This is a genomic window from Micromonospora sp. WMMD723 (assembly GCF_049863385.1).
In the GTDB taxonomy this organism is placed as follows: domain Bacteria; phylum Actinomycetota; class Actinomycetes; order Mycobacteriales; family Micromonosporaceae; genus Micromonospora; species Micromonospora wenchangensis.
Genome location: NZ_JBMKNR010000001.1, coordinates 922,934 through 948,234, shown reverse-complemented (window position 1 = coordinate 948,234; position 25,301 = coordinate 922,934). Strand labels below are relative to the sequence as shown.

Genomic DNA, 25,301 nt, shown 5'->3' with positions numbered 1-25,301 from the left:
AGTCCACCGACATCCGTCAGGGCACCAGATCCTCGGGCCGGATCGTGGCCTGCACCGGCTCGAGTAGGCGCAGGGCCTCGCCCCGTTTGGTGGCGGAGTGTTCCGTGTAGTGGCGTCCCCGCCGACGGTAGAGGCGTAGCGCGCCGGTCTTCTGCTCCACCAGCAGATACCACCCGATGCCGGCGGCCGCGTAGTAGTGCATCTTGAGGACCTTGTCGGTGGACGCGTTGCTCGGCGAGATGATCTCGCAGACGAGGTGCACCTCGTCCGCCTCGATCATCGGCTCGTCCAGATTCACGGGGTCGGTGATGACGAGGTCGGGGATCGGGATGCGGCCGGGGCGAAGCCGGACGTTCACCGCCTCCAGCAGTTCCAGACCGGCCTGCTCGGCCGCCGGTTCGAGTATGTTGCCCAGCTTGCGCGAGATGCGCTGGTGGCGGGGGGTGGGGGCTGGGGTCACGTGGAGGCTCCCGTCGAAGAGTTCGACGCGTTGAGATGTCTCGTCGAGGGAGAGGTACTCCTCTTCGGTCCACGGTCCGTCGTGGCCGAACACCGCTGCGGTCATGGTCGGTCACCTCCTCCTCGTGTCGCCGGGCATCCCCCACCGGGCACCCCGCCCATGGTCGCACCCCGGGTGCGACCGGACGGCGTCCGCACCGTGTGGCGACTACGCTGTCGTCCGGTGACAGCTCCCGCCCCGTAGCTTATTTTCAGCCTCGGTTGTTTGTTGTAGGTTCCCTACAACCCGAGGAGGCGGTCGTGGACAGTCCGCACGTAGCGCCGTCCGGTCCGCCGGACGCCCGCCCGGACGCGCCCGGGAAATCCGACGGCCGACGTCCGGCCGTGCCGACGCCGCGCGGCGACGACCAGTACCTGCGGGTGGACGACCTGCGGGTGCGGTTCGACACGGCCGACGGCGTGGTGCGCGCGGTCGACGGGGTGTCCTTCGCCGTGCCGCGCGGCCGGACGCTCGGCATCGTCGGCGAGTCGGGCTCCGGCAAGAGCGTCACCGCGCTGGCCGTCCTCGGCCTGCACGACCCCCGACGCGGCACCGTCACCGGCACGATCAGCGTCGGCGGGCGGCAACTCGTCGGCCTTGGCGAGGACCGGGTACGTCGGCTGCGCGGCCGGGACATGGCGATGATCTTCCAGGACCCGCTCTCCGCGCTGCACCCCTACTACAGCGTGGGGCGGCAGATCGCCGAGGCGTACCGGGTGCACCACCCCCGGGCGGGACGGCGGGCGGTGCGGGCCCGTGCGGTGGAGATGCTCGACCGGGTGGGCATCCCGCAGCCGGCCCGCCGCTACGACCAGTACCCGCACGAGTTCTCCGGCGGGATGCGGCAGCGGGCGATGATCGCGATGGCGCTGGTCAACGACCCGGCCCTGGTCATCGCCGACGAGCCGACCACCGCGCTGGACGTGACGGTGCAGGCCCAGATCCTCGACCTGCTCGCCGACCTCCAGGCCGAGTTCCACACCGCGATCGTGCTGATCACCCACGACCTGGGGGTGGTCGCCCAGGTCGCCGACGACGTGCTGGTCATGTACGCCGGGCGGGTGGTCGAGCGGGGGAGCGTGACGCAGGTGCTCCGCCGGCCGCAGCATCCGTACACCTGGGGGTTGCTGTCCAGCGTGCCGTCGCTGCACGGCGACCCGGACGCGGACCTGGTGCCCATCCCGGGCAACCCGCCCTCGCTGATCCACCTGCCGGCCGGCTGCGCGTTCCACCCCCGCTGCCGGTACGCCGGCGACCGCTCCCGCGCCGAGGTGCCGCAGCTCGTCCCGGCCGGCGCGGACGGCCACCTGGTCGCCTGTCACCTGCCCGCCGACGACCGCGCCCGGCTGGCCGCCGTGGCCCTGGGCGGGAGGCGGCTGCCATGAGCGCGAGGAGCGTAGCGCAGCGGAGTCCCGCAGTCGCGGGCGAGAGGTGGCTGCCATGAGCGCGAGGAACGTAGCGCAGCGGAGTCCCGCAGTCGCGGGCGAAAGGTGGCTGCCATGAGCGCGAGGAACGTAGCGCAGCGGAGTCCCGCAGTCGCGGGCCAGAGGTGGCTGCCATGAACGCGGCCGAGCCGTTGCTGCGGGTGCGGGGGTTGACCAAGCACTTCCCGGTCCGCACCGGCCTGTGGTCGCGGGGACTGGTGCGGGCGGTGGACGGGCTGGACTTCGACGTGCGGCCCGGCGAGACGTTGGGCCTGGTGGGGGAGTCCGGCTGCGGCAAGAGCACCACCGGCCGGATGCTGGTCCGGCTGCTGGAGCCGACCGCCGGGACGATCGAGTTCGCCGGTCGGGACATCACCCACGCCCCTCGGCGTGAGCTGCGTCCGCTACGGCAGGACCTGCAGATCATCTTCCAGGACCCGTACGCCTCGCTGAACCCCCGGCACACCGTCGGGCGGATCGTGGCGATGCCGTTGCAGGTCAACGGGATCGACCCGCCCGGCGGGGTGAAGGCGCGGGTCCGCGAGCTGCTGGAGCTGGTCGGGCTGAACCCGGAGCACTACAACCGCTACCCGCACGAGTTCTCCGGCGGGCAGCGGCAGCGGGTCGGGATCGCCCGCGCGCTGGCCCTGCGGCCGAAACTGATCGTCGCCGACGAGCCGGTCTCCGCCCTCGACGTCTCGATCCAGGCGCAGGTGGTGAACCTGCTGCGGGACCTGCAACGCGACCTCGGCCTGGCGTTCGTGTTCATCGCGCACGACCTGGCCGTGGTGCGGCACTTCTGCCAGCGGGTCGCGGTGATGTACCTGGGCCGGATCGTGGAGATCGGCGACCGGGACGACATCTACCGGTCTCCCCGGCACCCGTACACCCGGGCGCTGCTGTCGGCGGTCCCGGAGGTGGGCGTTCCGGGTGGGGCGGGGCGGATCAGGCTGACCGGGGACGTACCCACGCCGCTGGACCCGCCGTCGGGCTGCCGGTTCCGGACCCGGTGTCCCCGGGCGCGGGACGTCTGCGCCCGCGAGGAACCGGCGCTGGTGGCCGACGGCGGCGGCCGGCGCGCCACCGCCTGCCACTTCCCGGAGACCGGACCGCCGCCGGCCGGGCCGGGCGGTGCCGTGGCGACTGCCGGCGCGGATCGGGTCGGCGGCGACACCGAGGAGGTGGCGACATGAGTGTGTCCCCGGTCGACCCGGCGACGCTGGCCGAGGCCGAGACCGCCACGGGTGGCGACCGGCCCGGTTCCGGGTTCGTCGGGCGCTCGCCCGGCCAACTCGCCTGGGCCCGGCTGCGGCGGGACCGGACCGGTCTGGTCAGCGGCGGGATGCTGGTCTTCTTCGTGCTGGTGGCGCTCGCCGTGCCGCTGATCGAGTGGGCGTACGGGGTCGGCCCCCGGGAGCAGTTCCAGTCGCGGCTGGACGGTTTCGGGATGCCGCTCGGCTACGCCGGCGGGGTGACCGGGGAACACTGGTTCGGCCTGGAGCCGGCGCTGGGCCGGGACATCTTCATCCGGATGGTGCACGGGCTGCGTACCTCGCTGTTCATCGCCTTCGCGGCGGCGGTGACCACGGCGGCGATCGGTGTCGTGCTGGGCACCGTCGCCGGCTACCTGGGCGGCTGGCTGGACGCGGTGGTCAACTGGGTCACCGACCTGACCCTGGCGATGCCGTTCCTGATCATCGCGTTGGCGTTGACGCCCACCATCGCGCTGCGCTTCTACGGCCAGCGGGAGGAGGTGCCGGCCGCCTTCCAGATCGGCGTGCTGATCGCCATCTTCGCGCTGTTCGGCTGGACGAGCACCGCCCGGCTGGTACGCGGGCAGGTGATCGCGCTGCGCGAGCGGGATTTCGTGGAGGCGGCGCGGGCCAGTGGCGCGGGACTGGGGCACATGCTGTTCCGGCAACTGCTGCCGAACCTCTGGGCGCCGATCCTGGTGTCGTTCTCGCTGGCGGTGCCGGCGTACATCACCAGCGAGGCGGCGCTGTCGTTCATCGGGGTCGGGCTGACCGACGCCACCCCGAGCTTCGGCCGGATGATCTACCGCAGCCTGGACTACCTCCAGACCGATCCGGCGTACGTCTTCTTCCCCGGCATCACGATCTTCGCGCTCGTGTTCGCCTTCAACCTCTTCGGTGACGCGCTGCGCGACGCGCTCGACCCGAAGTCGTCCCGTTAGGAGGGCCCGGCGATGGCGCGGTTCCTGGTCAAGCGGCTCTTCTCGGCGGCGTTGACGCTCTTCGCGGTGAGCGTGCTGAGCTTCCTGATGTTCTTCGCCCTGCCCCGCGACCCGGTCACCGGCATGTGTCCCAAGAACTGCAACCCGCAACGGCTGGAGCGGGTCCGTCAGGAGCTGGGCCTGCGTGACCCGCTGATCAGCCAGTACGCCGGCTACATGAAGGGCATCGTGACCGGCCGGGACCTCGGCAGCGCCCAGGGCGGCAGGTGCGACGCACCCTGCCTGGGCTGGTCGTACGTGTCCAACGAGGCGGTCAGCGACACCATCGCCCGGGTGCTGCCGGTGACGTTGAGCATCGTCGTCCCGGCGGCGGTGCTGTGGCTGCTGCTCGGGGTGGGCCTGGGCATGGTCTCGGCGCTGCGCCGGGGCACCTGGCTGGACCGGGCGGCGATCGGCTTCTCGCTGGCCGGGGCGTCGTTGCAGCTCTACTTCGTGGGGGCGGTGCTGCTGCTGGTGTTCGTCTACACGCTGCACTGGCTGCCGGTGCCGAGCTACACGCCGTTGTCCGACGACCCGCTGCGGTGGGCCGGCGGGCTGGTGCTGGCCTGGCTGGCGTTGGCGTTCCTGTTCTCCGCGATCTACGCCCGGCTGTCCCGGGCGCAGATGCTGGAGACGCTGTCGGAGGACTTCGTCCGTACCGCGCGGGCCAAGGGTCTGGCGAAGCCCACGGTGTACGGGCGGCACGCGCTGCGCGCGGCGATCACGCCGGTGGTGACGATCGCCGGCCTGGACGTCGGCGGCGCGCTCGGCGGCACGGTGATCACCGAGACGACCTTCGGCCTGGGCGGCATGGGGCGTACGGCGGTCGACGCGGTGCGCTCCGGTGACCTGCCCACCATCATGGCGACCGTGCTGATCGCGGCGGTCTTCGTGGTGCTGGCGAACGTGCTGGTGGACCTGCTGTACGCGGCGATCGACCCCCGGGTGCGGTTGCGCTGACCGGCCCGTCGGGCGGTGGAAGTTACCGGAATCTGCTAAACAGTCCGAAGTTTTTCTTCTTGACGATCCCCGGACGTCGGCGGGCACCCCCGACGGTGACCGGGTGGAGGAGGTAGGAGATGCGACCACGCGCAGCAGCCGCCGTCGGCGGGGCGATCGCCCTGGTGGTGGCGTTGGGGGCCTGCTCGGAGAACACGGGTGAGGGCACCACCGTGGACACCGGCCGGCAGCAGACCGGGGTGATCGCCACCGACCCGAAGGACTCCCAGGGCCCTGCCGCCGAGGTCGAGGGGGCGACCCGGGGCGGCACCCTCACCATCATCCGGGAGACCCCCATCTCCCACCTGGACCCGCAGCGGACGTACTCGTTCGCCGGTCTGATGGCCAACCCGCTGTTCGCCCGCTACCTGACCACCTGGAAGGACGACGGCAACGGTGGCCTGGTCCTGGTCGGTGACCTGGCGCAGAACCCGGGCAACAACGTGAACAGCGACTGCCGGGTCTGGGAGTTCACCATCAAGGACGGGGTGAAGTTCGAGGACGGCAGCCCGATCACGTCCCGGGAGATCGCGTACGGCATCGCCCGTTCCTTCGACCCCGACCTGACCGGTGGCCCCACCTACCTCCAGGAGTGGCTGGCCGACACCCCGCAGTACGACACGAAGTGGGACTTCCGGAAGAACAAGACGTCCCTGCCGCCGGGGCTGACCACCCCGGATGCGAAGACGCTGCGGTTCGAGTTCGCCAAGCCCCGCTGCGACCTGCCGTTCGCGGTCTCGCTGCCGACCACCGCGCCGCTGCGGCCGGACCAGGACACGGGCGTCAACCTGGACCAGCGGCCGTTCTCCTCCGGGCCCTACAAGATCGCCAAGAACCAGGCCGGGGTGCAGGTCACCCTGGACCGCAACCCGCACTGGGACCCGGCCACCGACCCGGTCCGCCACCAGTACCCGGACCAGTTCGTCTGGACCTTCGGGCCGACCGCCGACGCGGCCGTCAACCGGGTGATCGCCGACAACGGCGCCGACCAGAGCGCGCTGGCCTGGAACTACGTGCCGGCCTCGCTGGTCGCCCGGGTCGCCCAGGACCGGGGTCTCAAGTCGCGCAGCGTCCTGTCGCCGACCCCGAGCGCCAACCAGCTCGTCATCAACAACCAGCGGGTCACCGACCTCGCCGTCCGCCGGGCGCTCAACTACGCCATCGATCGCGAGGGCCTGGTCAAGGCGCTCGGCGGGCAGACCGTCGCCCAGCCCATGACCACCCTGATGCCGCCGTCCACCATCGGCTACCAGGCGTACGACGCCTACCCGGCCGGCGCCAACGGCGACGTCGACAAGGCCAAGGAGCTGCTCGCCGGCAAGACCCCGGAACTGGTCCTCGGGGTGGCCGACAACACCACCGAGCAGCAGATGGGCACCCAGCTCAAGGCCAACCTGGAGCGTGCCGGCTTCCGGATCACGCTGCGGAACATCCCGGACGACGCGAAGCTTGACGAGATCAAGAAGAAGAACAACCCGTGGGACCTCTACATCGGCAACTGGGCCGCCGACTGGCCCAGCGGCGCGTCGATCCTGCCGGTGCTCTACGACGGCCGCACGATCAAGGCCGAGGGCAACAGCAACCAGGCGTACTTCAACGACCCGGCGGTCAACGCCGAGATCGACCGCATCCAGGCCATGCCCCCGGCCGACCAGGGCCCCGAGTGGGGCAAGCTCGACCGGCGGATCATGACCGAGTACGCCCCGGTGGTGCCGCTCTTCGTGGACGTGGCCTACACGGTGCACGGCTCGAAGGTGGGCGGGGTGTTCATCTCCAGCGTCTTCGGCTACCCCTCCTTCGTCGACGCCCACGTCAAGCAGTGACGTCACACTGAGCCGGAACCGGGCTCCCTCCCGACGCCGATCGGGAGGGAGCCCGCCGCCGAACTGCCGATCTCCGATGCCCGCGACAATCTTGCGGACGTCGTCCTGGCCCGCATCGACGAAGGCGACACGCCCGTTCCGCTGACCTAACTGCGCCGCGAGTTGGGCCTGCGACCACACCGACCTACACCGTTCACATCGAGCGCGCCGCCGCCAAGCTGCTGCGCAAACTGGACCGCCCCGGGCAGGCGCGCCTGGTCGCCGTTATCGCCGCACTGGCCACCGAGCCGCGCCCTGCTGAAGTCAAGGCACCCACCGGCCATCCCGGGCTGCTCCGAATCCGCGTCGGCAGCCATCGCTCGTCTACACGGTCCGCGATCAGGAGTTGATCCTCCTCGTGGTCCACCTCGGTCACCGCAGCGACGTCTACGACACGCTCTGACCGCAGTGCCTACCCTGGCGGGGTGTTGTAGCTCCCGTGGCCCCGTCCCGGCCCTGGTGATCAAGAAGTTTGCGTCACGTTCCGGGCCGCAGGATGACGCGAACCTCTTGATCACCAGGGCGGGAGCCCTTGGGGTGATGTAGCTGCATCCGGCCGTTCGGATACCGCTATGTCGGGGACGTTGAGTCGATCAAGGAAGGCAAGGAGGGTGGGGGCTCAGCAGGAGGACTGGATGTCGAGGGTGACGGGGACGCTCTGGGTGACGGTGCCGTCGGATGCCTGCAGGAGCGGGACGTAGTGGCCGAGCGGGGCACTGTGCAGGCGGAACGCGGCCAGGATCTGCACGACCTGGCCGTCCCCGGACCCGGGCGGGGTGCTCTGCGGGCTGTAGACCTCGGTACCGGCGGGCATTCCGGTGTAGCCGGCGGTGATCGTCGTCGTCCACGTGCCGTCGAGGACGACGAAGAAGTACAGGGCGCGCGGGTCGTCGGGGGTGGCGCAGATCCGCTGCGGCAGGTCCGTCAGGGTCCAGGTCGACGAGGTGACCGGGAGGGGCGACGCCGCGACCGGGGCACCGCCGACGAGGGCGAGCAGCATCGCGGCCAGTACGGGTGCGGTGATCCGGCGGGCGGTGCGGGGGAACTTCATCATCGGCTCCTTGTCTGTCCGGCATGACGCGGTCGCCGACCAGGGTGGCAGGGCGATTTCAGAGGGTTCTGAGAAGAACGTCGGAAAAGGCCGTCACCGTGGTCCGTCGCCCAGCGTCCGGAACCCGGGCCGGCGTCGCCACCCGCGCCGCCTGTCGGGCAGAGACGCAAATCGATTGACCCTCGGCTGGTCGGTCGGGAGAGTGCAGGGCATGGACCCGACGTCGCGCGCCAACCGGACCGCCTGGGAGCTGGCCCACCAGGAGCGGGTCTGGGCCAACGACCAGATGACGGCCGAGGCAGCGGCCGGCGTCACGCTCGTCCCCAGCGAACGCGCACTGCTCCGCGACATCCTGGCGACCCGACCGCTGGTGGTCCACCCGCAGAGCGGCAACGGTCAGGACGACATCGCCCTGGTCGACGCCGGTGCCCGGATGGTGATCGGCGTCGACTACAGCGGGCACGCGATCCACGGCGCGCGGGGGCGCGCCGACGCCCTCGGTGCCGCCTGTCACTACCTGCTCGGGACGGTCCCCGGCGTGCCGCTGCGCGACGGCTGCGTCGACCTCGTCTACACCGGCAAGGGCGCGTTGATCTGGATGCCCGACATCGACGCCTGGGCCGCGGAGATGGCCCGGCTGCTGCGTCCCGGCGGCCACCTGTTCGTCCACGACGGTCACCCGGCCACCGACCTGTGGACCTGGGACCTGGACGAGCCGCGCATCCGCCCCGACCGCAGCTACTTCGGCCGCTCGTTCGTCTGCCCCGACGACAGTTTCCCGGCCCACGGGGCGGTGATGTGGCAGTGGACGCTCGGCCGGATCGTCACCGCCGTGGTCACCGCCGGCCTGGAGATCCGGCAGCTCGACGAGTACGCGGAGCCGTTCTGGCGGATGGGCGACGTCGACGCGGCGGCCTTCCGGGGCCGCCTGCCGAACGCGTTCGCCCTGCTGGCCCGCCGCCCCGGCGGCTGACCCGCCCAGCCGCCGCCCCGCCGGCTGACCCGCCCGGCCGGCTGACCCGCCGCCCGCTGACCCGCCCGGCCGCTGCCCCGCCGGCTGACCTGCCCGGCCGGCGGCCCGCCTCCAACTGACCCGCCCGGCCGGTGGCCCGGCGGCCCCCGACCCGATCCGGCTGGGCGGTCCCGCCACGGCTCAGCCCAGGTGGGTGCGGAGGAAGTCGAGTTCCAGGCGGAGCAGGCGTTCGGACAACCCCCCGGCCGCCATGTGGGTGGCCCCGGGCAGCGGCAGTACCGCGTGCGGCCGGCCGGTCGACAGCAGCGCCGCCGACAGCCGCAGCGTGTGTGCGGCCACCACGTTGTCGTCGACCATGCCGTGCACCAGCAGCAGCGGCCGGGCCGGCTCGCCGGGATGCAGCGGCTCCGCCGCCAGTTCCACCAGCGAGTGGTGCCCGTACACGTCGATACCGTCGTCGGGCAGGCCCAGGTAACGCTCGCTGTACGCGGTGTCGTACAGCGTCCAGTCGCTGACCGGGGCACCGGCGATGCCGCACCGGAACAGCTCCGGATGGCGCAGCACCGCCAGCCCGGCCAGCCAGCCGCCGAACGACCACCCCCGGATCGCCACCCGCGCAAGGTCCAGGTCGGGGTGCTTGCCGGCGAGCGCGGTCAACGCGTCCACCTGGTCGGTCAGGATCACGTCGGCCACCCGCCGGTGGATCGCCTTCTCGAATGACGGCGCGACGCCCGGCGTACCCCGGTTGTCGATGGTGACCACGGCGAACCCGGAGTCCGCCCACCACTGCCGCTCCAGCCAGGCCGACCGGGCGGCCACCACCTCCTGGTGGCCGGGGCCGCCGTAGACGTCCAGCAGCACCGGCAACCGGGTGCCCTTGACGTGCTCGGACGGGTAGAGCACCGCCGTCGGTAACCGCCTGTCGGTCACCCGGACCAGCATCGGCCGGGGTGCCGACGAGGGGGTGGCGGCCAGCGACCGCAGCCTGGCCACCTCGCCGTCGCCGCGCCACACCGACCAGGTCGTCCCCGCGTCGTCGAGCGAGGCGGTGCCGACGACCAGGGTGTCCCCGCCGACCGCCGCCGTGTGCCAGCCGGGCGTGCTGCTCATCCGGCGGGCGTCCACCCCGCCACCGATCGCCGTACGGACCCGGTAGAGGTGCCGTTGGCTCGGTTCGCCCTCGCTCGCCTCCACCAGCAGGTCGGCCGGGCCGGGGCCGGAGGGCAGCCGGCCCACCACCCGCCGCACGTACAGCGAGGGCGGGGTGAGCAGGGTGCCGTCGGCGAACAGGCAGCGGGCGTCGTACCCGTCGTGGGCCAGTTCGCCGCCGACCAGCACCCGGCCGTCGGGCAGGTGCGCCGGGGTGCCCGGGATCGGCTCCACCCAGCGCGGATCGGCCAGCTCGGCGTGCACCTGCGTCTCCCCGGTACGCGGGTCCACCGCCAGCACCAGGCCGTGCTGCTGCGACCGGCGCAGCACGGTGATCAGCGGGTTGCCGTCGGCCCAGTCGACCGACGCCAGGTACGGGTAGGTCTCCCGGTCCCAGTGCACGTCGACCCAGCCGTCGTCCAGGTCGAGCAGGTGCAGGCTGACCTCGGCGTTCGGCCCACCCGCCCGGGGGTACGCGACGGTGGTCGGCGGGGTCGCCGGGTCCGCCGGGTCGTGCAGGTGCCAACGGGGCAGCCGGGACTCGTCGACCCGGGCGGCGAGCACCATCCGCCCGTCCGGGGCCCACCAGTAGCCCCGGAACCTGCCGAACTCCTCCGCCGCGACGTGCTCGGCGAGCCCCCAGGTCACCCCGCCGTCCTCGCCGGCCAGCAGGGAGTCGGTGCCGTCCGGGGCGACCACCCGCAGCTCACCGCGGCGCACCCCGTCGGCGGCGTCGGTCACGTACGCCACCCGCTGCCCGGTCGGGTCGGGGCGAGGGTCGATCACCGGCCCGACGGTGGTCACCTCGATCACGTCGCCGTGCACCAGGTCGGCCCGGAACAACCGGCCGGCCAGCGCGAACACCGCCACCCGGCCCGCGCCGTCCAGGGCGTACGAGCCGATGCCGGCGGCGGTGAGCCGGCGACGTTCGCGCAAGGCCCGCTCGCCCGGGGCCAGCGCCGTCGGGTCGGCGTCCTCGCCGAGCAGCATGGCGGGGTCGGCGATCAGCCGTTCCTCGGCGGAGGCGGTCTCCAGCGCCCAGAGCGCGTCGGCCGGATCCTCCGGGCCGCCCGAGCGGAGGAAGACCACCCGGGAACCGTCGTCGGTCACGGAAACGGCGCGCGGCGCCCCGTGGCTGAACCGACGGGTACGGGCGGCCAGCTCGGGAAAGTCCACAACCCGGATCGTAGAGCCGGGCCGGGCGTGATGTGGCCTACCTGCCTGGACGCGTACGCCCCGGGGCCCGGGGACCGCCGGTTAGAGTGACGGTCGTGACGACGCTGCCCGACCGACGCCTGCTGCTGGTCCACGCGCACCCCGACGACGAGTCCATCGGCACGGGAGCGACGATGGCGCACTACGCCGCCGGCGGGGCCCACGTCACGCTGGTGACCTGCACCCTCGGCGAGGAGGGCGAGATCCACGTGCCGGCGCTGGCGCAGCTCGCCGCCGCCGAGGCCGACCAGCTCGGCGGCTTCCGGATCGGTGAGCTGGCCGCCGCCTGCGCCGCGCTCGGCGTCACCGACCACCGGTTCCTCGGCGGCGCGGGCCGCTACCGGGACTCGGGGATGATGGGCATGTCCACCAACGGACACCCCCGGGCGTTCTGGGCGGCCGACCTCGACGAGGCCGCCGGGCGGCTCCTGGAGGTGATCCGGGAGATCCGCCCGCAGGTCATGGTCACCTACGACCCGAACGGCTTTTACGGGCACCCGGACCACATCCAGGCGCACCGGGTGGCGATGCGGGCGCACGAGCTGGCCGGCGCGGAGGGCATCGCCCCGGCCAAGGTCTACTGGACGGCGATGCCGCGCAGCGTCCTGGAGGCCGGGATGAGCCACTTCACCGAGTCGGCGGACAACCCCTTCGCCGCCATCGACAGCGTCGACGACCTGCCGTTCGGCACCCCCGACGACCAGATCGCCGCCCGGATCGACGGTACCGACCAGCACGCCGCCAAGGAGGCGGCGATGCGGGCGCACGCCACCCAGATCCCGGCCAACTCCTGGCTGTACGCGATCGCCGGCAACTTCGGCGCGGAGTTCATGGGCGTGGAGTACTTCACCCTGGCGGTGGGGGAGAAGGGGCCCGGCACCGGCCGGTACGGCTGGGAGAGCGACCTGTTCGCCGGGATCGACCCGGACCCGGTGGACCTGCCGGGCGACCGGTCCGACCCGGCGGACGGGCGACCGGTCGCGGCGGCGCGCCGGCCGGAGCGGGATGCCCCGGCGGGTGACGTGTCGGCGGCCACGGCGACGGCCGGGCTGCGGTGACCCTGCCCGCCACGCCGATGCCGGTCGTCGAGGAGGAGACCGCCGCCGTCCCGCCGCCGCCCGGCCGGGCGGCCCACCTGCTCGACGTCGTGCTGCGGGTGGTCGGTGGGCTGGTCGCCGTGGTCGGTGGGGTGCTCACCGCCGTGATCGGGCTGCTGCTGTCCACCGTCCGGGCCGGCGGGCAGCTGATCGGGGTGTCGGTGGTGGTGACCATCCTGGGGGCGGTCGCGGTGAGCTGGTTCGCGTACGCCACGGTCGGCCGGAAGTGGGCGGTGGCGTTGCCGGCGCTGCCGTGGTTCGTGTTGATGGCGGTGGCGGCGGTCCGCACCGCCGAGGGTGACCTGCTGGTCGCCGGGGACAACTGGGTCGGGCTGGCGATGATCACCACCGGGGCGATGACGTTCGCGGTGATGGCGTTCCGGCAGATGCTCAGCCCGCAGCCGCGCCGCCACGACGGGTGATGACGGCACACAGCCTGCGGTGGTAGATATTCCTGCCAGGAGACCCGCCGACGGGGCGGGTGGTACGGCGGGAGGCGTGTGATGACGCAGCGGTGGCGGGCGGTCGGGGTGCTCGCGGCGGCCCTGTTCGCGGTCAACGTGGTGGCTCGGGTGATCATCAAACTCGGCTTCGACGGGAACGACGCCGCCGCCGACCGGGTCTCGCTGGGCATGTTCGTCGTGATCGGGCTGATCCTGGCCGGGGTGGTGTTCACCTGGGGTAGGGCTGTTCCGGCGGCGCGGTGGGGTGCCGACGTGTCCGCCGCGGTGGCCGTGGCGCTGCTGCTGACGGTGCTCGTCGGCCCGCTGCTGGTCGGGAACAACCCGTTCGGTGGGGGCGCGGGGCTGTTCTTCGCCCAGATCTGGCTCTACCTCGTCGCAGCCGGGGCCGGCGTGGCGCTCGGCTACCTGGTGCTGATCGCGCTCGGCCGGGACCACCGCTCGCAGCAACTGCGGCGGTACGCCGAGCGCAACGTGGGCAAGCCGCGTCGGGTGGTCCGGCGCTGACCGCCCACCGCCAGGGCCTGCTCAACTCAACGGGGCGTAGGTAGCGGTGTCGGGACCGATGGGATACCGCAACCTCGGCCCACCCGGCCAAGGCGATGGGCCGGGTCAGCCGGGCGGGGCGACCCGGGTCAGGTAGGTGTGGTGGGTGGTGAAGCCGAGCTTGCGGTAGAGCGCCACCGCCCCGGTGTTGCGCTGCTCCACCTGCAGGAAGGCGTGCGTCGCCCCCTCGGCCGCGCCCCATGCGGCCAGGGCCCGGACCACCCGGGCGGCCAGCCCCTGCCGGCGTGCCGACGGGCTCACCTCGATCAGGCTGAGCCCCAGCCAGCGGCCCTGCCCGGTGACCGTGCCCCGGCCCGTCGCCAGCAGCGTGCCGTCGGCGTACACCTGGGCGAAGCGGACCCGGGCCACGGCGGTGAGGATGTGCCGGGCGGAGTCGGGCAGGCCGCCCTTGCGCCCGGCGGCGACCGCGAGCCACTCCTCGGACGGCGCGACGTCGAGCACCACGGCCGGGCCGTCAGCGTCCCGGTCCGCGCCGCCCGGGGCCGGGCCACCCTCCTGGGACACGCGGTGCGGGTCGGAGAGCAGGGTGGTCAGGGGGACGGTCTGGACCAGGGTCAGCGGGCGGGCGGTCCAGCCCCGGGCGTCCAGTTCGGCGCCGACCGGCACGGCCAGCGGCAACGGCGTGTTGACCATGGCGGGTTGGCCGTGTCCGGCGTACCAGCGTTCGATGGCGTCGACCGCCGCCGGCAGCGGCCGGTCCGGGTCGCCCACCGGCAGGGCCGAGTTGGCGCGTCCGGTCCAGCCGTCGGCGGAACGCAGCAGCCAGTCGCCGAGCCGGCCGCGTACCGGCGCGGGCCACGCCTCGTCGGCCGCGAGTTCCAGCTCGACCACGGCCGAGGCGGTGGGCCGGCGGGTGGGCGGCACCCGCTTGGCCCGGTGCACCTCGGCCACCGGCACCCGGAGCCGGCCCTGCGCGGTGGCGATGGTGAGATGGGTCTCGCTCAGCTCGACCAGTTCACCGAGGGCGTCCGAGAAGAGGGGCCGGCCCTCACGAATCCCCACAATGCGGCGAACCACGATCCGGTGTCCCACATCCTGCTGTCGGAGCACGATCGACCTCCTCCCCGGCGAGATACTAGGCTCTTAGCGTCGCGGGTGATCGCGACGAGTCTTGCGGAGGAGAAGACCGGTGACCTACATCATCGCCGAGCCGTGCGTGGATGTGCTCGACAAGGCATGCATCGAGGAATGCCCGGTCGACTGCATTTACGAGGGCAACCGGATGCTCTACATCCACCCCGACGAATGCGTCGACTGTGGTGCCTGTGAGCCGGTCTGCCCGGTGGAGGCCATCTTCTACGAGGACGACGTCCCCGAGCAGTGGAAGGACTACACGGGCGCCAACTACGAGTTCTTCGAGGACCTGGGCTCGCCGGGCGGCGCGTCGAAGATCGGCAAGGTGGAGAAGGACGCGACGTTCGTCGCCGGCCAGCCGCCGCGCGGCGAGGGCCACTGAACCGGCCCGCCGCCGTGACACCGGGGGTACCGGCCGGGCCCGCGACGGCACCGGCCGGGGCCGCGCCGGAGCGCCCGGCCGGGCTCGGCCCGGCGTCGCCGGGCCGGCCCGCGCCGGTGTCGGCCCGGTTGCCCGAGTTCACCTGGGACACCCTGGACGCCGCGGCCACCCTGGCCGCGGCGCACCCGGACGGCCTGATCAACCTCTCCATGGGCACGCCTGTCGACCCGGTGCCCACGGTGATCCGGCAGGCCCTGGCCGACGCGTCCGACGCGCCGGGTTACCCGCTGACGGCGGGCACCCCGGCGCTGCGGCAGGCCATCGCCGGCTGGGTGGCGCGCGCCTGCGCCGCCGGTGTCGACGGGCTCGGGGTGCTGCCGACGATCGGTTCCAAGGAACTGGTCGCCTGGCTGCCCACCCTGCTCGGGATCGGCCCCGGCGACGTGGTCGTGGTGCCCACGGTCGCCTATCCGACGTACGAGGACGGGGCCCGGCTGGCCGGTGCCACGGTCGTCCGGGCCGACGCGCTGACCGCGGTCGGCCCCACCTCGCGGGTACGCCTGGTCTGGGTCAACTCGCCAGGCAACCCGACCGGCCGGGTGCTGCCCGCCGCCCACCTGCGCAAGGTGGTCGACTGGGCGCGGGAGCGCGGTGCCGTGGTGGCCAGCGACGAGTGCTACCTCCCGCTGGGCTGGACTGCCGACGCCGCCCCGGTGTCGGTGCTCGCGCCGGAGGTCTGCGGTGGCTCGTACGACTCGGTGCTGGCGGTGCACTCACTGTCCAAGCGGTCCAACCTGGCCGGCTACCGGGCCGGGTTCGTGGCCGGTGACCCGGGGCTCGTCGCCGAGCTGCTGAAGATCCGCAAGCACGCCGGCATGATCGTCCCGGCGCCGGTGCAGGCCGCCATGTTGGCCGCGCTCGGTGACCAGGAACACGCCGACGAACAGCGGGAACGCTACCGGGCGCGGCGGGAGACACTGCTTGCCGCGTTCACCGGGGCGGGGTTCCGGCTGGAGCACTCCGAGGCGGGCCTCTACCTCTGGCTCACCCGCGACGAGGACTGCTGGGACACCGTCGACTGGCTGGCCCGCCGGGGCATCCTGGTCGCCGCCGGGGCCTTCTACGGCCCGGCCGGGCAGCGGCACGTCCGGGTGGCGCTCACCGGGTCCGACACGCACGTCGCGGCGGTCGCGCAGCGGCTCGCCCAGCCGTAGGACGCCTGCGGTGGGTGACGACGTCGGCCGGCTCCGGGTCGCCGTGGTGGGCACCGGCCTGATCGGCGGGTCGATCCTGCTGCGACTGCACGAGGCGGGCGTCCGGGTGACCGGCTGGGACCCGGACCCGGCGACCCGGGCCGAGGGCCGTCGCCGGGGCGTCGACTTCCCCGACGACCTCGGCGACGCGGTCCGCGACCGGGACGTGGTGTTCCTCGCCGGCCCGCTGCCCAGCCTGCCGGAAACCCTGCTCACGGTGGCGGGGCTGACCGGTGACCGGTGCATCGTCACCGACGTGGGCAGCACCAAGGAGGCCGTCGCCGGCTTCGCCGGGACGCACGGGTTGACCGGCCGGTTCGTCCCCGGGCACCCGATGGCCGGCACCGAACATGCCGGGCTCACCGCCGCCCGGGCCGGCCTGTTCGCGGACGCGGCCTGGGTGCTCTGCCCGAGCGCCGACGGGCTGGTGCCGTTCCGGACGCTGGTCGGGCTGCTGGTCGACGTCTTCGGCGCGCACGTCGTGCCGATGTCGCCGCAGGTGCACGACCGGGTCGTGGCGCTGTCCTCGCACGTGCCGCACCTGCTGGCCGGCGGTCTGGCCGGGGCCACCGCCGACTCGACGGTGCGCGACGCGGTGGTCCGGCTCGCGGCCGGCAGCTTCCGCGACGGCACCCGGGTGGCGACCACCCCGGCCCGGCGGACCGCCGCCATGCTGCTGGCCAACCGGGACCAGGTGCTGCGGCAGTTGGCCGAGGTGCGGGCCGCGCTCGACACGCTCGCCGAGGCGGTCCGCGACGAGGACCTGCCCACGCTGGTGGCCCACTACGAGCGGGCCGGCGCGGTGCGGGCGGCCGGGGCGGGCCGGGAACAGCCCGTCCGCCGGGCGTTCGACCTCGACGCCGACCCCGCCGGGGAGTTGGCGTTCGTCAGGTCGGTCGGCGAGTCCGGCGGGCACCTGACCGGCTGCGCGGTGACGCGGGGGACGGTGACGTACACCGGGATGCGGCCGGCCTGACCGTGCGGAAGCCGGCGGCACGCCTGCCGCGCCGCTAGGGTGGGGTGCGTGGCGGACGGACCGGTGGTGGCGGTGCGCGGTGAGGCGTACCGGGAGGTGCCGCCCGAACTGGCCCGCTTCGAGGTCACCGCGACGGCCCGGGAACGGGACCGCCAGGTCGCGCTGGCCCGGCTCGCCGAGCGGGCCGCCGCCGTCCGGGTGCTGCTCGACGAGCACGAGCCGGCGGTGGACCGCCGGGAGGCCGGTGAGCTGCGGGTGCGTCCCGAGACGAACCGTTCCGGCGAACGGGTCGTCGGCTATCTGGGCAGCGTCTCCACCACGGTCACCGTCACCGATTTCGGTTCGCTGGCCGAGTTGATGCTGCGGCTGGCCGAGCAGGACCACGTCGAGGTGGCCGGACCCTGGTGGTCGTTGCGCCCGGACAGCCCGGCCCACCGGGAGGCCCGGCACGCGGCGATCGCCGACGCGCTGCGCCGGGCCCGGGAGTACGCCGAGGCGCTCGGCGCGCGGGTGACCGCGCTGCTGGAACTGGCCGACACCGACGAGGGCTCCGGCATGGGCGGGGCGATGTACGCCCGCCAGGCCCGCCAGGGCGGCCCGCCGGAGCTGGATCTGGACCCCCGCCCGCAGTCGGTGCACGCGGTGGTGCGGGCCCGGTTCACCATCAGCGAGCCGGTCCTGACCTGATGCCCGGGGCGCGTCCGTTCTCCCTCGACGACCTGGTGGCCAGGGCCCGGTCGCTCGCCGACGCCGGCCCCCGGCAACTGCTGGGCATCGCCGGGGCGCCCGGGGCGGGCAAGTCCACCCTGGCCGAGCGGATCGTCGCGGCGGTCGGCCCGAGTGCCCGGCTGGTGCCGATGGACGGCTTCCACCTCGCCCAGGCGGAGCTGGTCCGGTTGGGCCGGGCCGACCGCAAGGGCGCGGTCGACACCTTCGACGCCAACGGGTACGTGTCGTTGCTGCGCCGGTTGCGCCGGCTGGAGCCGACCGCCGTCTACGCGCCGCTGTTCCGCCGTGACCTGGAGGAGGCGGTGGCCGGGGCGGTGGAGGTGCCGCCCTCGGTCCGGTTGGTGGTGACCGAGGGCAACTACCTGCTGCTCGCCGACCCGCCCTGGGACGAGGTGCGGTCGCTGCTGCACGAGGCCTGGTTCCTCGACCTGGACGCCGGGGCCCGGCTGCGCCGGCTGGTGGCCCGGCACGTGGCGTACGGGCGGTCGCCGGAGGCGGCACGGGTCTGGGCGTACGGCAGCGACGAGGCGAACGCCGCCGTGGTGGCGGGCACCGCCGACCGGGCCGACCTGGTGATCCGGTCAACCGACCCGGGGTGACGGGACGGTACGCCGCAGCAGCCGCGCCACCAGGGCCCGTTCCCGGTGGAACTCCACCGCCTCCGGGTAGCCGCTGTGGTTGCGGATCGGCGGGTCGGCGACCTCGCCCCCGCTGGGGTGCAGCGCCTCCGGGTCGGTCACCGGCACGTCCCGTTCCCCGGCGTTGACCTGCCAGCCGAGCGGGTCGGTGTCCCGCCAGAAGTTGGTCCACGCGACGTGGCCGGAGGGCCAGGTCAGCGTGTCGGCGAGCACCCGGAGCCGGGCCGGGCCGAAGTAGGCGGGGAAGACCCGCCCGTAGAGCCGGGTGAGTTGACAGCCGTACGACAGGAACCAGATCCGTCGCCGCCACCGGGCCGGCAGTTGGAGCAGGGTCGCCGCGCAGATCACCGTGCCCTGGCTGTGCCCGGAGAGGATCACCCCGTCCATCCGGCGGGGGTCGCGCTCGGTCAGCGCCAGGAGGCCGGCGATCCGGGTCTGCAACTCGGGGACGGCCCGTTCGGCGTAGCTGGGTGGGGCGAGCGGGTGCGCGGCGCGCGGCCAGAAGGTGCCGACGTCCCAGAGCACCCCGACGCTGCGCCGGACGGTGTCGTTGCGGTAGACGAGCATGCCGAGACCGGCGACCACCAGCGGCAGCCAGCCCAGCAGGGTGTCGCCGAGGTCGGCGGCGGTGTGCACCAGCCCGGGCCAGCCCGACGCGCCGGCCGGCGCCGGGCGGGTCCGGGTCAGCGCCGCCACGCAGGACAGCGTCACCAGCACCGCCGCGATGGTGGCGTAGCAGCCGATCAGGCGTACCGCGTGCTCGCCGACCAGGCGGTGCAGCGCGCGGAAGGTGCTGACGTGCCGGCAGCGACGCAGGTCGTGCGCGGACAGCACCTGCCCGGCGGCGGTGAGCCGGTGGTATTCGACGTGGCGTAGCCGGTGGAAGAGCACCGCGGCGCGGACCAGCGTGCCGAGCAGGGCGGCGGTGGCGACGGTGAAGGCCAGCCCGGCCCAGATCACCGGCAGGGGCGGCACGATCGGGGAGAACCCGCTGGGTGAGGCGGCCCCGTTGAGCCGGTCGGTGACCCAGTACAGCAGTCCGGCGCAGTAGGCGATGGCCATCATCCAGCCGAAGCCGGCGATGACGGCGGCCCCGCGTCCGCCCCAGGCGACGTCGGTGTGCACGCCGAGCGGCTGCTGGCCGGCGTCGCTGCCGGTGCGGGGCAGCAGCAGTCCGGCCGCGGCGAGCGCGATGGCCGGCGCGGCGAGCATCCAGATCCGTAGCCCGTCGGGGGCGGCGGGAACGCCGGGTAGCCGGCCGTCGAGCCAGGCCGTGCCGAGGGGCAGCAGCACGGCGGCGGTGCCGGGGACGGGCAGCGCGCGGCGGCCGGAGCGGGCGACCGTGCCGATGGCGATCAGCAGCAGCACCTGGTAGGTGGCGAGCCAGGCGACCAGCCCGTCGTAGCCGGGCAGTGAGTGGTCGGCGCGGCAACCGGCCCCGCCGGGGTCGCGGATGCAGCCGGCCGGTGGGCGGAACTGCGCGAGCGGGGTGCCGGCGGGGCCGTCCGGCAGCAGTAGGAGGGTGAAGGTGCCGGCCAGCGCGAGGCCGGTGAGCACCCCGACGGCGAGGCTCCACCGGCCGAGCGGGGCGGCCCCGCTGCGGCGGGTCAGCCAGGGGCGGCCCACCGCCACCACCGCGATCACCACGACCGTGACCAGGGCGGTGACGGTCGGGACGGCGACCACGGCGCGGACGCCCCGGGCCGGGTCCAGCACCAGCACCGCGCCGACGGGCACCGCCGCGGCGAGCGCCGCGCCGACGCACAGGTGCAGTACGGCGGCGCGGCGCAGCTGCCCCTCCCCGCCCCAGAACGTGGGGTCCTGCAACGGGTTGGCCGGGTCGGGTGCCGGCTCGGCCGGGTGCTCCCCGTCGCCCGCCGGGGCGCGGGGCGCGGCGGGCATCTCGGCCTCGTACTGGTAGGTACGCCAGGAGACGACGCCGAGCACCAGCAGCATCGCCAACGGCAGCAGCAGGCCGACGGCGAGCGCGTGGGCGTCCGCGCGCCACCAGCCCCGACCGAGGAACTCCCACGGGCCGGGTAGTTGCCGCAGGCACTCCTGGTCGACGCACTGCCAGGCGATCAGGTCGACCCCGATGCCGGTGGCGGCGAGCACCAGGGTGCCGGTGAGGCTGAGGCAGAACAGCCGGATCAGCCAGGCGGTGATGCCGCAGCGGCTGCCCCAGCGTTCGGTGTCCGGGTCGGGCGGGATGCCGGGGCGCGCGTACAGGGCGACGTTGGCCAGGGTGAACGGCAGCAGCAGCGTCCACAGGGCACGTTCGACGTCCCGCGCGGTCCGCGCCCCGGAGGTCAACTGCCCCCAGCTGTACGCCTCGACGACGACGGGGTCGTCGGGGGCGGAGTCGCTGGCGCGGTAGAAGCCGGTGACGTCGCCGCCGGAGACGAGCCGGGGTTGCGGGCCGGTGCCGGTCGGGTCGGCGGGCAGGCCGAGGATCTGGTCGGGCGGGGTGTTGGACACGCCGTGTACCCGAAGTTCGAGTACCCGCTCGGCCATCGGTGCTCCCTGGTGACGAAGTCACTACCCAGAGTGCATCGGAATTCGCCGTTCGCCCATGGTTGCGTCGGTGTTTTTGCAGCTCACGCTGTTATTGCAGGGTGCGGATCACCCGTGCGGGATTACCCACGGCTACCACGTTGGGGGGTAGGTCGCGGGTGACCACCGCGCCCGCGCCGACCACCGTGTTCTCCCCGACGGTCACTCCGGCCAGGACGATCACCCCGCCGCCGAGCCAGACGTTGTCCCCGATGGTGATCGGCTGGGCGGCCTCCCACTTGGCTCTCCGCGCCCCGGCCTCGACGGGGTGGGTGGCGGTGAGCAGTTGCACGTTCGGTCCGATCTGGACGTCCGCGCCGATGGTGATCCGGGCCACGTCGAGCAGGACGGCGTTGAAGTTGACGAAGCTGCGGTCCCCGAGGTGGGTCTGCCAGCCGTAGTCGCAGTGCAGCGGTGGGCGTACCCAGGCGTCCTCGCCGACGCTGCCGAGCAGGTCGCGCAGGGCGGCGAGCCGGCCCTGCGGGTCGTCGGCGGGACTGCGGTTGAAGCGTTCGACCAGCCGCGCGGCGCGGTCGAGATCCGCGACGATCTCGGGATCGTCGGCGACGTACGGCTCGCCGGCCAGCATGCGTTCCCTCATGGACGTCACCAGGTGATCGTCGCCGATCGGACGGGCCGACGGAGCGGAATCGGGTCGGTCGTGTCTCGGCAATGTGTCCGGACGGTCATCCCCCGGACTTCTTTTTACATACTGAGTATGTAATTCTGGGGCGTCGATGTGACTCCCGTCAGATCGACGTGGCCCGTTCGGTTCGACGGGCCCCTGTGTTGTAGACGTCCCAGAAGGAGGTTCCGTTGCACCGAAGCAGAAGAACCGCGGCCGGCGGGCTGGCGATCGCGCTGGCCCTCGGTCTGCCGGCGACGGGCGCGCAGGCCGCGCCCGCCGGCCCCGCCGCGCCCCGGCCCGCCACGCCGGCCGCCGGCTCCAGCACCGTCACCCTGATCACCGGGGACCAGGTCACCGTCACCCGCACCGGCGGTGCCGCCGTGCGCCCCGGCGTCGGCCGGGAACACCAGCAGTTCCTGGTCCGCCGGGAACGCGGCCACCTCTCCGTGGTGCCCCGCGACGCGGTGCCGCTGCTGCGCTCCGGGCAGGTCGACAAGCGGCTGTTCGACGTCACCGGCCTGATCGCCGCCCGCTACGACGACGCCCACCGCGACAACCTGCCGCTGCTGGTGTCGTACCGCGAGGGGCAGGCCCGGCGCGGCGCGGCTGCGCTGCCGGGCACCCGGGTGACCCGCGACCTGCCGGCGATCCAGGGCGCGGCACTGACCGCCGGCAAGTCCTCGACCGGCGCGGTCTGGTCGACGCTGACCGGCGGCGACGCCGGAGCCCGGCTCGACGCGGCAGGGGGCGTCGAGCGGATCTGGCTGGACGGTCGGCGGGCGCTCTCCCTCGACCACAGCGTGCCCCAGATCGGTGCGCCCACCGCCTGGGCCGCCGGCTGGACCGGCAAGGGGGTGACCGTCGCCGTGCTGGACACCGGCATCGACGCCACCCACCCGGACCTCGCCGGCAAGGTGAGCGAGGCCCGCAACTTCAGCGAGACGCCCGACCAGCGGGACACCGTCGGTCACGGCACCCACGTCGCCTCCACCATCGCCGGCAGCGGTGCCGCCTCCGACGGGAAGTACAAGGGTGTCGCGCCGGACGCCACGCTGCTCGACGGCAAGGTCTGCGAGGAGTTCGGCTGCACCGAGTCGGCCATCCTGGCCGGGATGCAGTGGGCCACCACCGAGAAGAAGGCCGCCGTGGTCAACATGAGCCTCGGTGGTGGCGACACCCCCGAGGTCGACCCGCTGGAGGAGGCCGTCCAGACGCTGACCGCCCAGACCGGCAGCCTCTTCGTCATCGCCGCCGGCAACGACGGTGCCGACGGTTCGGTCGGCTCGCCGTCCACCGCCGACGCCGCGCTCGCCGTCGGCGCGGTCGACCGGGACGACGAACTCGCCGACTTCTCCAGCCGTGGCCCCCGCGTCGGCGACGACGCGCTCAAGCCCGACATCACCGCCCCCGGCGTCGACATCGTGGCCGCCCGCTCCGTCGACGGCCAGATCGGCGACCCGGTCGGCACGAGGTACGTCGCGCTCTCCGGCACGTCGATGGCCACCCCGCACGTGGCCGGCTCGGTGGCGCTGCTCGCCCAGCAGCACCCCGGCTGGAAGGCCGGGCAGCTCAAGGCGACCCTGATGGCCGCCGCGAAGCCGCACCCGACGCAGACCGCCTACGAGCAGGGCGCCGGCCGGGTGGACCTGACCCGGGCCATCACCGAGCAGGTCACCACCGACCCGGTCAGCGTCTCGTTCGGCCGGGCCCTGTGGCCGCACGGCGACGACGCCCCGATCACCCGGACCGTCGCCTGGCACAACGGCGGCACCACGCCGCTCACCCTCGACCTGACCGTCGAGGTGAAGGGACCGGGCGGGAAGGCCGCACCGGCCGGCATGTTCACCCTCGGCGTCAACCGGATCACCGTCCCGGCGGGCGGCCGGGCCGAGACCACCGTCACCGCGAACACCCGGCTCGGCGTCGACGGCTACTGGACCGGCCGGGTGGTGGCCCGCTCCGGCGGCACCGTCGCGGTGACCCCGCTGGCCGTGCACCGCGAGGTGGAGAGCTACACCGTCACGATCACCCACCTCGACCGCACCGGCGAGCCGGGCGGCGACTACTCGACCACCCTGGTCGACCTCGCCGACGGCGACGTGCGCGACGTGTTCGAGGCCGACGGCGTCGTCGAACTCCGGGTCCCCAAGGGCCGGTACGGGCTGAGCAGCGTCTTCTTCGAGCCGGGCCCGGACGAGGAGTCGGGCGGGCTGGGCATGCTCGCCCAGCCGGAACTGGTGGTCGACGGGGACACCGCGGTCACCGTCGACCTGCGGAAGGCCAAGCCGGTACGGATGACCGTCCCGCAGGCCGACGCCACGGTCGCCCTGGTCGACATCAGCGCCAACTACCTGCTGCCCGACGACGGCCTGTACGGGTTCGGCATCGTCTCCTTCGACACCTTCGACGGGCTGTCCACCGGGCAGCTCGGCAAGGCGGTGTCGGCCGACGAGTTCGTCGCCACCTTCAACAGCCAGTGGGCCGACCGGGAGGCCGAGTCCAGCCCCTACCTGTACGCGCTGGGCGAGGTCGTGCCGGGCAGGTTGCCCAGCGGGCTGGTGCGCGACTACCGGCGGGGCGACCTGGCCACGGTGGTGCACAGGTTCCGTGACCCGTACCCGAAGATGGAAGCCGAACGGCTGGTCTTCCCGGACAGCGGCTACAACCTCGGCGGTTGGGCGGTCGTCCTGCCGACCGACCTGCCCGGCCAGCGCACCGAGTACTACAGCACCAAGAGGATGCGCTGGGAGTCCGAGCTGGACTTCGGCGTCCGCGACCCGGAAGCGGGCTGGCTGGACGTCCAGGCGATCCTGCTGACCCTGCCCACGAAGTACCAGCCCGGTCGGCGGGTCACCGAGACCTGGGGGGCCGCGCCGCTCGGGCCGTCCCTGCCCGCCCCGCGCTGGCCGGGGGACGGCGTCACCCGGATCGGGGACACCGTCCTGGTGAGCGTGGCGCTGCACGCCGACGCGGCCGGGCACCCCGGCGGGTCACTGACCGACAGCGCCCGTACCGCGCTGTGGCGCAACGGCACGCTGGTGGAGGAGACCGACAACCCGGGGTACGGCGAGTTCACCGTGCCGAAGGCGGCCGGCGACTACAAGCTGACCGTGGCGGCCGAGCGGAGCCTCACCGACCTCGGCACCGAGGTGGAGGCGAGCTGGACGTTCCGCTCCGGGCACGTGGCCGGTGACACGCCGAAGCCGCTGCCGCTGTCGGAGATCCGGTTCACCCCGCAGCTGAGGGCCGACAACACCGCCCCGGCCGGGCAGGTCTTCGCCATTCCCGTGCAGGTACGGCGGCAGCCGGGTGCCGGCACCGCCAAGCTGGCGAAGCTCGGCGTCGACGTGTCGTACGACGGGGGGAGGACCTGGCGGCGGGCGACCGTGGTGAAGGTGCCGGGCCAGGGCACGGTGGCGCTGGTCAAGCACCCGACGGGGGCCGGGTACGCGTCCCTGCGGGCGACCGCCCGGGATACCGAGGGCAACACCGCGAGCACCCGGATCATCCAGGCGTACCGCCTGAGGTGATGACGTCC

Annotated in this window: 21 protein-coding genes and 1 pseudogene; 16 read left to right on the top strand and 6 right to left on the bottom strand. The window is 73.5% G+C overall.

Going from position 1 to position 25,301, the window contains the following annotated elements; translation table 11 throughout:
• Nucleotides 1-16: 16 nt before the first annotated feature.
• Entirely contained in the window at nt 17-565 is a 549-nt protein-coding gene (locus ACN261_RS04240; RefSeq protein ID WP_421484027.1) for a Uma2 family endonuclease, read from the bottom strand.
• A 278-nt stretch (nt 566-843) separates the two neighbouring features.
• Here ACN261_RS04240 and ACN261_RS04235 point away from each other — a divergent pair, with 278 nt between their 5' ends.
• The 6 genes and pseudogenes from ACN261_RS04235 to ACN261_RS04210 all read left to right on the top strand — a co-directional run bounded on the left by ACN261_RS04235 (nt 844) and on the right by ACN261_RS04210 (nt 7,420).
• Nucleotides 844-1,884, top strand: a complete 1,041-nt coding sequence (locus ACN261_RS04235) for an ABC transporter ATP-binding protein (RefSeq protein ID WP_421486921.1) — start codon at nt 844-846, stop codon at nt 1,882-1,884.
• Between the two features lie 173 nt (nt 1,885-2,057).
• Nucleotides 2,058-3,116, top strand: coding sequence for an ABC transporter ATP-binding protein (locus tag ACN261_RS04230; protein WP_425848528.1), 1,059 nt, complete (start codon nt 2,058-2,060; stop codon nt 3,114-3,116).
• Complete coding sequence (locus ACN261_RS04225) at nt 3,113-4,117, top strand: ABC transporter permease (protein WP_425848527.1); 1,005 nt, start codon at nt 3,113-3,115, stop codon at nt 4,115-4,117. Before ACN261_RS04230 ends, ACN261_RS04225 begins: the two co-directional genes overlap by 4 nt.
• A 12-nt stretch (nt 4,118-4,129) precedes the next feature.
• On the top strand, nt 4,130-5,116 hold the full coding sequence (locus tag ACN261_RS04220) for an ABC transporter permease (RefSeq protein ID WP_425848524.1): 987 nt from the start codon (nt 4,130-4,132) through the stop codon (nt 5,114-5,116).
• Nucleotides 5,117-5,235: 119 nt separating this feature from the next.
• Entirely contained in the window at nt 5,236-6,978 is a 1,743-nt protein-coding gene (locus ACN261_RS04215) for an ABC transporter substrate-binding protein (RefSeq protein ID WP_425848522.1), read from the top strand.
• Nucleotides 6,979-7,208: 230 nt separating this feature from the next.
• A pseudogene (locus ACN261_RS04210) lies at nt 7,209-7,420 on the top strand (type II toxin-antitoxin system RelE family toxin).
• Nucleotides 7,421-7,636: 216 nt separating this feature from the next.
• On the opposite strand, the gene ACN261_RS04205 reads toward ACN261_RS04210, so the two are convergent.
• Complete coding sequence (locus ACN261_RS04205; RefSeq protein ID WP_421484022.1) at nt 7,637-8,068, bottom strand: DUF5980 family protein; 432 nt, start codon at nt 8,066-8,068, stop codon at nt 7,637-7,639.
• 211 nt (nt 8,069-8,279) lie between these two features.
• Between ACN261_RS04205 and ACN261_RS04200 the strand changes: the two genes are divergently transcribed.
• Nucleotides 8,280-9,041 (top strand): class I SAM-dependent methyltransferase, encoded by a 762-nt coding sequence (locus tag ACN261_RS04200; protein WP_425848519.1) that lies wholly within the window; start codon nt 8,280-8,282, stop codon nt 9,039-9,041.
• 180 nt (nt 9,042-9,221) lie between these two features.
• Here the strand turns inward: ACN261_RS04200 and ACN261_RS04195 are convergent, their stop codons facing one another.
• The gene (locus tag ACN261_RS04195; RefSeq protein ID WP_425848516.1) at nt 9,222-11,366 is read right to left on the bottom strand and encodes a prolyl oligopeptidase family serine peptidase; all 2,145 of its coding nucleotides are present in this window, start codon (nt 11,364-11,366) and stop codon (nt 9,222-9,224) included.
• Between the two features lie 86 nt (nt 11,367-11,452).
• On the opposite strand from ACN261_RS04195, the gene mshB reads away from it, so the two are divergent.
• From mshB to ACN261_RS04180, 3 genes are all read left to right on the top strand, one after another.
• Complete coding sequence (gene mshB / locus ACN261_RS04190; RefSeq protein WP_425848514.1) at nt 11,453-12,463, top strand: N-acetyl-1-D-myo-inositol-2-amino-2-deoxy-alpha-D-glucopyranoside deacetylase; 1,011 nt, start codon at nt 11,453-11,455, stop codon at nt 12,461-12,463.
• A gap of 17 nt (nt 12,464-12,480) precedes the next feature.
• Nucleotides 12,481-12,924 carry a hypothetical protein gene (locus ACN261_RS04185; RefSeq protein ID WP_421486920.1) on the top strand — a complete coding sequence of 148 codons (444 nt, stop codon included), beginning with the start codon at nt 12,481-12,483 and terminating at the stop codon, nt 12,922-12,924.
• An 81-nt stretch (nt 12,925-13,005) separates the two neighbouring features.
• Complete coding sequence (locus tag ACN261_RS04180; protein WP_421484018.1) at nt 13,006-13,470, top strand: hypothetical protein; 465 nt, start codon at nt 13,006-13,008, stop codon at nt 13,468-13,470.
• A 105-nt stretch (nt 13,471-13,575) separates the two neighbouring features.
• Here the strand turns inward: ACN261_RS04180 and ACN261_RS04175 are convergent, their stop codons facing one another.
• Entirely contained in the window at nt 13,576-14,580 is a 1,005-nt protein-coding gene (locus tag ACN261_RS04175) for a GNAT family N-acetyltransferase (protein WP_421484017.1), read from the bottom strand.
• A 79-nt stretch (nt 14,581-14,659) separates the two neighbouring features.
• On the opposite strand from ACN261_RS04175, the gene fdxA reads away from it, so the two are divergent.
• The 5 genes from fdxA to ACN261_RS04150 all read left to right on the top strand — a co-directional run bounded on the left by fdxA (nt 14,660) and on the right by ACN261_RS04150 (nt 18,543).
• Entirely contained in the window at nt 14,660-14,986 is a 327-nt protein-coding gene (gene fdxA, locus ACN261_RS04170; RefSeq protein ID WP_007072862.1) for a ferredoxin, read from the top strand.
• Nucleotides 14,987-15,102: 116 nt separating this feature from the next.
• Complete coding sequence (gene dapC / locus ACN261_RS04165) at nt 15,103-16,200, top strand: succinyldiaminopimelate transaminase (protein ID WP_425853558.1); 1,098 nt, start codon at nt 15,103-15,105, stop codon at nt 16,198-16,200.
• Between the two features lie 10 nt (nt 16,201-16,210).
• Nucleotides 16,211-17,215 carry a prephenate dehydrogenase gene (locus ACN261_RS04160; protein WP_425848509.1) on the top strand — a complete coding sequence of 335 codons (1,005 nt, stop codon included), beginning with the start codon at nt 16,211-16,213 and terminating at the stop codon, nt 17,213-17,215.
• A 48-nt stretch (nt 17,216-17,263) separates the two neighbouring features.
• Nucleotides 17,264-17,902, top strand: a complete 639-nt coding sequence (locus ACN261_RS04155) for an SIMPL domain-containing protein (protein ID WP_357929656.1) — start codon at nt 17,264-17,266, stop codon at nt 17,900-17,902.
• Nucleotides 17,902-18,543, top strand: a complete 642-nt coding sequence (locus ACN261_RS04150) for a nucleoside/nucleotide kinase family protein (RefSeq protein ID WP_421484015.1) — start codon at nt 17,902-17,904, stop codon at nt 18,541-18,543. The genes ACN261_RS04155 and ACN261_RS04150 overlap by 1 nt, the downstream gene beginning before the upstream one ends.
• On the opposite strand, the gene ACN261_RS04145 is transcribed toward ACN261_RS04150, so the two are convergent.
• A complete protein-coding gene (locus tag ACN261_RS04145) occupies nt 18,526-21,096 on the bottom strand; it encodes a hypothetical protein (RefSeq protein WP_425848506.1) in 2,571 nt (856 codons plus the stop codon). The genes ACN261_RS04150 and ACN261_RS04145 overlap by 18 nt on opposite strands.
• Before the next feature lie 91 nt (nt 21,097-21,187).
• Entirely contained in the window at nt 21,188-21,745 is a 558-nt protein-coding gene (locus ACN261_RS04140; RefSeq protein ID WP_421484013.1) for a sugar O-acetyltransferase, read from the bottom strand.
• A 206-nt stretch (nt 21,746-21,951) separates the two neighbouring features.
• On the opposite strand from ACN261_RS04140, the gene ACN261_RS04135 reads away from it, so the two are divergent.
• Complete coding sequence (locus tag ACN261_RS04135; protein WP_421484012.1) at nt 21,952-25,293, top strand: S8 family serine peptidase; 3,342 nt, start codon at nt 21,952-21,954, stop codon at nt 25,291-25,293.
• The last annotated feature ends 8 nt before the right edge of the window (nt 25,294-25,301 follow it).

Bases quoted from the DNA above. Each gene is read 5' to 3' on its own strand.
- ACN261_RS04240 (WP_421484027.1), bottom strand. From the start codon at position 565: ATGACCGCAGCGGTGTTCGGCCACGACGGACCGTGGACCGAAGAGGAG.
- ACN261_RS04230 (WP_425848528.1), top strand. From the start codon at position 2,058: ATGAACGCGGCCGAGCCGTTGCTGCGGGTGCGGGGGTTGACCAAGCAC.
- ACN261_RS04225 (WP_425848527.1), top strand. From the start codon at position 3,113: ATGAGTGTGTCCCCGGTCGACCCGGCGACGCTGGCCGAGGCCGAGACC.
- ACN261_RS04220 (WP_425848524.1), top strand. From the start codon at position 4,130: ATGGCGCGGTTCCTGGTCAAGCGGCTCTTCTCGGCGGCGTTGACGCTC.
- ACN261_RS04215 (WP_425848522.1), top strand. From the start codon at position 5,236: ATGCGACCACGCGCAGCAGCCGCCGTCGGCGGGGCGATCGCCCTGGTG.
- ACN261_RS04205 (WP_421484022.1), bottom strand. From the start codon at position 8,068: ATGAAGTTCCCCCGCACCGCCCGCCGGATCACCGCACCCGTACTGGCC.
- ACN261_RS04200 (WP_425848519.1), top strand. From the start codon at position 8,280: ATGGACCCGACGTCGCGCGCCAACCGGACCGCCTGGGAGCTGGCCCAC.
- ACN261_RS04185 (WP_421486920.1), top strand. From the start codon at position 12,481: ATGCCGGTCGTCGAGGAGGAGACCGCCGCCGTCCCGCCGCCGCCCGGC.
- ACN261_RS04180 (WP_421484018.1), top strand. From the start codon at position 13,006: ATGACGCAGCGGTGGCGGGCGGTCGGGGTGCTCGCGGCGGCCCTGTTC.
- ACN261_RS04150 (WP_421484015.1), top strand. From the start codon at position 17,902: ATGCCCGGGGCGCGTCCGTTCTCCCTCGACGACCTGGTGGCCAGGGCC.
- ACN261_RS04145 (WP_425848506.1), bottom strand. From the start codon at position 21,096: ATGGCCGAGCGGGTACTCGAACTTCGGGTACACGGCGTGTCCAACACC.